The 5,697-nt window shown below is 48.6% G+C and carries 5 protein-coding genes and 1 pseudogene; 2 read left to right on the forward strand and 4 right to left on the reverse strand.

The features are described from left to right. Positions 1 to 273: 273 nt before the first annotated feature. Positions 274 to 1,200, reverse strand: a complete 927-nt coding sequence (locus J9892_RS19395) for a WYL domain-containing protein (RefSeq protein ID WP_202015727.1) — start codon at positions 1,198 to 1,200, stop codon at positions 274 to 276. 386 nt (positions 1,201 to 1,586) lie between these two features. Between J9892_RS19395 and J9892_RS24775 the strand changes: the two genes are divergently transcribed. Continuing rightward, positions 1,587 to 2,279, forward strand: coding sequence for an ADP-ribosylglycohydrolase (locus J9892_RS24775; RefSeq protein WP_234921247.1), 693 nt, complete (start codon positions 1,587 to 1,589; stop codon positions 2,277 to 2,279). Here J9892_RS24775 and J9892_RS19405 read toward each other — a convergent pair. Beyond that, the gene (locus J9892_RS19405) at positions 2,276 to 2,629 is read right to left on the reverse strand and encodes a hypothetical protein (protein ID WP_202015729.1); all 354 of its coding nucleotides are present in this window, start codon (positions 2,627 to 2,629) and stop codon (positions 2,276 to 2,278) included. The two genes, J9892_RS24775 and J9892_RS19405, sit on opposite strands and share 4 nt — an antisense overlap. A gap of 236 nt (positions 2,630 to 2,865) precedes the next feature. On the opposite strand from J9892_RS19405, the gene J9892_RS19410 reads away from it, so the two are divergent. Beyond that, positions 2,866 to 4,776, forward strand: a complete 1,911-nt coding sequence (locus tag J9892_RS19410) for a hypothetical protein (RefSeq protein ID WP_202015731.1) — start codon at positions 2,866 to 2,868, stop codon at positions 4,774 to 4,776. A 428-nt stretch (positions 4,777 to 5,204) separates the two neighbouring features. On the opposite strand, the gene J9892_RS19415 is transcribed toward J9892_RS19410, so the two are convergent. Further along, positions 5,205 to 5,471, reverse strand: a complete 267-nt coding sequence (locus tag J9892_RS19415) for a hypothetical protein (protein WP_210538747.1) — start codon at positions 5,469 to 5,471, stop codon at positions 5,205 to 5,207. A gap of 104 nt (positions 5,472 to 5,575) precedes the next feature. Continuing rightward, positions 5,576 to 5,697: pseudogene (locus J9892_RS19420) on the reverse strand (ISAs1 family transposase); the annotation flags it as partial.

The following is a 5,697-nucleotide window of genomic DNA, read 5'->3' on the forward strand; positions in this document are numbered from 1 at the left end:
TCTGGTGCAGATCAGCCCGTTGTCAGCCGACAATCGATGTTTGCCTGGGCCAGCATTCCATTTCACGATACCTGTAGCAGTTCCGGCCAGCGGGTTCTCTGGTGCAGATCAGCCCGTTGTCAGCCGACAATCGAGCTTGTTAGGGGCGGGATTTTCAGGGTGGTGAAACAGTCAGTAAAACAATGTCAGTCAGGCTTAGCTGACTGACATTAGGTCATGGTACCGCTCAGTGGAAACTTGGACTGCCCCTTGTCCTAGAACTTGGTTGCGATTTTAGTTGACCACGACATTAAACAAATCTGCACTCTTGAGCTTGAAGGTACAGCCTTGCTCGATGAGTTCCTCCCGGTTGGCCAGTACCAGCGGGTAGAGCAAGGGATGTTGTTGGTGTTCACCGTTATAGCTCACCTGCATCCGCTCCAATGCGTAGTGCATCAAAGGGATGCGCTGGTTAATCAACAGTTGGTCCCCTGTCATGGCATAGTCTTTGGCAATGATGGCCTGTTGTCCTTCACTGAGCCCGGGATTGGGAACGACTACAGCGGTCACTTGAGTGTTCCACTCCAGATCCTGCTCCCGGCCGTGAGGGGAGGCATCCAGCAGATCCGGTTCGCCCCGAAAACGACTCATCACAAAGTCCAGATATTCCCCTTTCTTCTCGCAGTAGGCACGTACGTGCCAGCGGATCCCGTCATAGACCAGAGTGTGAGGCACGATATTGCGGCCACTCTGCTCCTCTGAACTGAGGGATACGTAATCGACATCGACCCGCAGTTGGCCGCGCGCCGCTTGCACCAAGCCACGCACGATTTTCGGGTCGATATGGCGGTTTGGCACATCCAGGATCTCGATGTGGCCGTAGCGCAGATCCATCAGCGGCAGTGTCAACAGGCCCGCTTCATGTTGTCGCTGGTGCTGCTTTTCACGGTGTAGCAGCATCAGGTACTCATCTACTTTTCCCTCACTAAAGCGCGGCACAAAGCGCTCTGTGGGTCTGTATCCTTTCAGGCTTCTGTCATAGACCAACCCTTCCGGTGAGTAGTGGGTCAGGTAGTGGTTGATATCCCGTGACGCCTGTTGGCGACCGATATTGAAGGCGGTCATCAAATGATTGGTGGTCAGCCGTCCTTCCCACTGCAAGACGATCTCCAGCAGACGAAAACGCAGGGTTTGATCCCAGGTGAGCTCTTTGGGTGCCATACGTGCTCCAAAATGCGACATGTTTATGTAACCAGTATCGGCATGAGTATACAGTCTACATATAATGAGTCCATATAAAGCGGTGTCAGGGGAGTAGGTCATGCATGGCAAGCTGGTTATCACCTGCCAATTCCAAGTCTTTTGCCATTGGGAGGGAATGGCGTCACAGCCAACGGCACCTTGCTCATATCTAGCAACTCCAATTATTACCAAAGCGACAAGTGGCTTATTTAGAGCACACAGTGCTAGGTGGGCTGCAAGCAGGGGGTGATCTGATACCCAAAAATGCAAATGCCAGCATTGCCACTACCAGACCTGCCAAGGGGGCGATCGTTACCGTCAGCAACAGCATTACTCATTTCAAACGCCATCGTTACTGAGGTTCTATGAATTCAACGCTGATATTGGGTCAGGCGGCAATGCCACTGATCAAGGGGATCTGTTGCCTGTTGCCGGCCAAGCACGTCGGCGAACTTGTAGCCGTGATTGCAGAAGAACAGAACAGGTATGATGCTGTGTTATTAAAGGAAACCGGGGGATCGCTTCCTTGTACTGAGTTGCGCAGATTAGTACGTTTGGCTTTGCATATTGATCGGTATCGGTTGGATCGTACTGTTCTGCCCATCTATCAAGGGCGGGAGCAACTAATGTCAGGCGCAGCTGCATTACTGGATGACGATACTACTCTTGCATGTGGTGATGCTATGCGGTTATTGGCATTGCTACTCGACAAGCTGTTGAGGGGAAGCCGTGGTAGTGCACAGGCCAAGCTTGACGGACTCACCCTTAGTGCTATGGAGCAGAGAGCACTGGCTGCCAAGTCCCCCAACACCGGCGCTGTGATGAGGGGGAGCTGGCGCCGAAAATCACGTAATCAACTTGGCCGAAGTAATTGGCTCGATGTGGTCGAAGCTGCGCTCTGGTGTTTCTGGCATAGCGACACATTGCGAGATGGAGAAGCCCTGCTTGGTGTGTTACTAGGCGCAGATATCCGGATTTGCATTGTCTATGGCATGTTGGCGGGAGCCTTTTACCTAGCTGATCAAGATGAGATCCATAACCCCTTAGTGACGAATTAACCTGTCATTTCCACCACCGGATAACAGGCATCCCCCCACAGGGTATCGGGATGGGCCATCATCAACTCGATGATCACCGGCACCAGTTTACCGAGCAGGTTGGCGCAATCCTTCAGTTGTTTGCGATTGACCGAGCTGTTCCAGGTCGCACCGCCATGGATCAACTGGTTGCGTAAGGTATACAGGCGATTAAACACCACACCCAGCAACTGCGGGGTATTGCCGCTGGCGAGTGCCAGGGTCGCCATCTTCTTGTCCTGTGCCAGCCGATCTTTCCACTGGGCTTCGCTTATCTTGCCGCTGTGATAATCCCAGAAGCTTTGCAGCACAAAAGGGGTGTCCAGCAGCATGCGGATACTGCCCGAGAACTCCTGCCAGACCAGTTGTTCGATCTGCTTATGCCCATCCAGTTCGCACAGTTTCTCCAGAAAGCCTTTGAAGGTCTCCTGTTCGGAGAGGCGACGATCGTCATCAATTTCAGTGGCATAAGCCGCTGGGCTGTCATTAATTGCCAGCCCCTATTGTGAGTTGCATAGATACTTGGTATAGCTTTGCATATTCACTAGGGTCTCTATGGGGTTATTAAATGAACAATGTTAAAGATACCGAAGCGGAAAAGGAATGCGTAGATGGTCATGGGGCATTAATTCGAAGTGAAACATCTCTTCTGTACAGCGAGAATATAAAGTTACAAGGTTCACAGGGGCATGGGTTTGCGGCAGAAAAAATAAATAACTTGGCTGACCATTTATTGATGAAGGATGCTCAGATCGTCGGTGACGATAACATGAAGGATGGGCCAGATCGGTTGGTTAATGGCACCTATTATCAAACTAAATACTACCAAACTCCCAGCGCAACGGTAAGTGCTGCTATCGAAAATAAACGTTGGCGGTACAGAAATCCTGATGGGAAGCCAATGTCGATTGAAGTACCAAGTGATCAATACGATAAAGCCAAATTACTGCTTAATGAGCGAATTTTGAATGGTGAGATTGAGGGGATTCCTCCTGGCTATGATGCGGATAGTTTGATTAAAAAAGGCCACTTCAGCTATGAACAGGCCAAGAAGGTCGTGAAATTCGGCACATTGGAAAGTCTTGCCTTCGACTCGGTGAATGGAATTATTACTTCCAGTTCAACGATGGGTATATCGGCCACCATGGCGTTTGCCAAAGAAATATGGGATGGCAAAGATTACAAGGCGGCATTAAGTTCAGCCATTGACGTCAGTTTAAGCGTCGGCGCAGATACCTATGTGAATTCACTGCTTGTGTCCCAGTTACAAAAGGCTGGAGCTGATAAATTATTTAAAGCTGGTGCAAATGCGATCACCAAGCAACTTGGTTCTGAACTGTCAGCCAAACTAATTAATTCAGTCAGTGGCAGTAGCCTGAGCGGTGCGGCCGCCAAAAATGCTGCCAGTAAGTACCTCCGAGGGACTGCTCTTGGTATTGCGGTCGGCGTGGGTTGGTCATCTAGAAAGCATTTCTCAGACCTGTTCAATGACCGTATATCTGGTGGTCAATTCAGCAAAAAAATAATCACTTCAGCGGGCGAGGCTGTGGGTGGGACGGCTGGTTTTATGTCTGGTGCCTCTACTGGAGCATCATTAGGAAGCGTTATTCCAGTAGTTGGGACGGTAATAGGCGGCGTACTTGGCGGGGTTGTTGGCTCTAGCCTAGGTAGCGGCATTATGCGCTTCCTCGTTTCTGGTGCTATCGACGGAATTGTCGATGATGACTCCCTTGCGCTTAGGCACTACATTCATGATGCTTTCACAGAAATCTGTGATGAGCATGGTCTAACTGATAATGAGGCAGCTCTTGTTTTTAAAAAATTCACTGAGTTAGATCAGAATATTGTGATCAAAGACCTCTATAAACGTCAGAAACAAAGTGAACGAGCGGCTATAAACTACGTCTATGAAATAATGCGGGTTAAAGTATTACAGCTGATACAACAACGTGCTTTTATCCAAGATCCAATTTCTTTCGAACCCTCCGAGTTGCCCACTTTGAATAATGAGCAGCCCTTGTCAGTTAGCGATAGCAAGGATGTAGTAGAAAAAAACTATAATCAGCCAAAAAAAATCATCGACTTTGATGACATATTCTACCCCTATGTCGAATATCTCAGTGAAGGTAAGAGAATTGTCCATGGTATGGACCTCATCGGCACAAAACAAGGAGAAAAGATGGGTGACAAAACCGGTCACTATAACTGTCAGATGCTTTTTGATACCACTTTGTTCAAGAGTGGTAGCTCAGGTTTTGCTGTACTAGATAATGGTCTTATCTCATATGGACATGCAGGAAGCGATACTGAGGTTTGCTTCCAAGAAATTAAAAAAATAGAGCTCTCCTCTGCAAACTATGTTGATGTAACAATTGACACCGGAGAGGTAATAAGCATGAAGTTTATTCATTCCGAATACCGGAGCAAAATGAATGTTGTTGTCGATTGCGTTCGGCAATACATCGAGCAGCTTAAATAACGAAACGGACTAAGTGTGTGCTCTAATTGAGCTCAATCTTTCCGAGAGCCTAACTATATAGGACTTCCCGGTAATACCGTGGAAAATCATAGTGTCACTACGGTTAGCCTCAAGTGAGAATCCTTGCTTGGGGCTACCTTGTGGTTCAACATCTCTTTCGGTGCGTATTCCGGCGAAGTGGCACAGCCATTCTGGCCAACGTAAACGCCTTGCTCCTTATCGCGCTCACATCATCCCATTTCTAACATTACCGGGGAACGGTTTCGAGATGAGCTGCTGATGCAGACCGTTGTCAGCTGACAACGGCTGATGTTGGTCTACTGAGTTCGATTTCATTTCACCGCAAATGCACTGTTTGATACCTAGAGTATCTCTATTGTAGTGCCACAACAGCCCCGAGCGAGGGGGCATCTTAGATAGTGATGGTATTACAATAGTGTCTCTCGGCAGGCCAGATAATAGGTGTTCCACAACTCACTAGCGGGTCGTCCATGCATCTTGATGCCGATATCTAGCAACAACAGCTCCCACTGCCGTGTATCGCGAAAAGCCATTTCACGAGCCTGTTTGATGCTATGGGCAGAATAGGCGCGGAGCAATTTGTCTGATGTCGTCGAAAACAACCGTTCAAAAAATGCTAGATCTTTCGCAGCCATTACCTGTGAGCGCAGTGTTGTTAGATGCATTGTATCCATTTGTGAATACCGCACTGCATCATTGATAAATGCATCACAAATCGCATATGCATTGACCTGGGGTCTCTCAGGGGTACTGACAGGGTGAGAGCGTGAACATTTTGTTAAATTTCACCCAGTTTTTTGAGACCCGCATTGAGTACCGTTTCCAGATATTCACTGCTCATTCCTGCGATTTTTTGCTTCCGTCTTACGCTCGCCTTGCGTGAAGTCTCGGCCCTGAGCA

This window comes from Aeromonas sp. Prich7-2, assembly GCF_017939255.1.
In the GTDB taxonomy this organism is placed as follows: Bacteria; Pseudomonadota; Gammaproteobacteria; order Enterobacterales; family Aeromonadaceae; genus Aeromonas; species Aeromonas caviae.

What these genes read in the sequence shown, in the direction of transcription:
- J9892_RS19395 (WP_202015727.1), bottom strand. Translation starts at nt 1,200, where the DNA reads ATGGCACCCAAAGAGCTCACCTGGGATCAAACCCTGCGTTTTCGTCTG.
- J9892_RS24775 (WP_234921247.1), top strand. Translation starts at nt 1,587, where the DNA reads ATGAATTCAACGCTGATATTGGGTCAGGCGGCAATGCCACTGATCAAG.
- J9892_RS19405 (WP_202015729.1), bottom strand. Translation starts at nt 2,629, where the DNA reads ATGCTGCTGGACACCCCTTTTGTGCTGCAAAGCTTCTGGGATTATCAC.
- J9892_RS19410 (WP_202015731.1), top strand. Translation starts at nt 2,866, where the DNA reads ATGAACAATGTTAAAGATACCGAAGCGGAAAAGGAATGCGTAGATGGT.
- J9892_RS19415 (WP_210538747.1), bottom strand. Translation starts at nt 5,471, where the DNA reads ATGGATACAATGCATCTAACAACACTGCGCTCACAGGTAATGGCTGCG.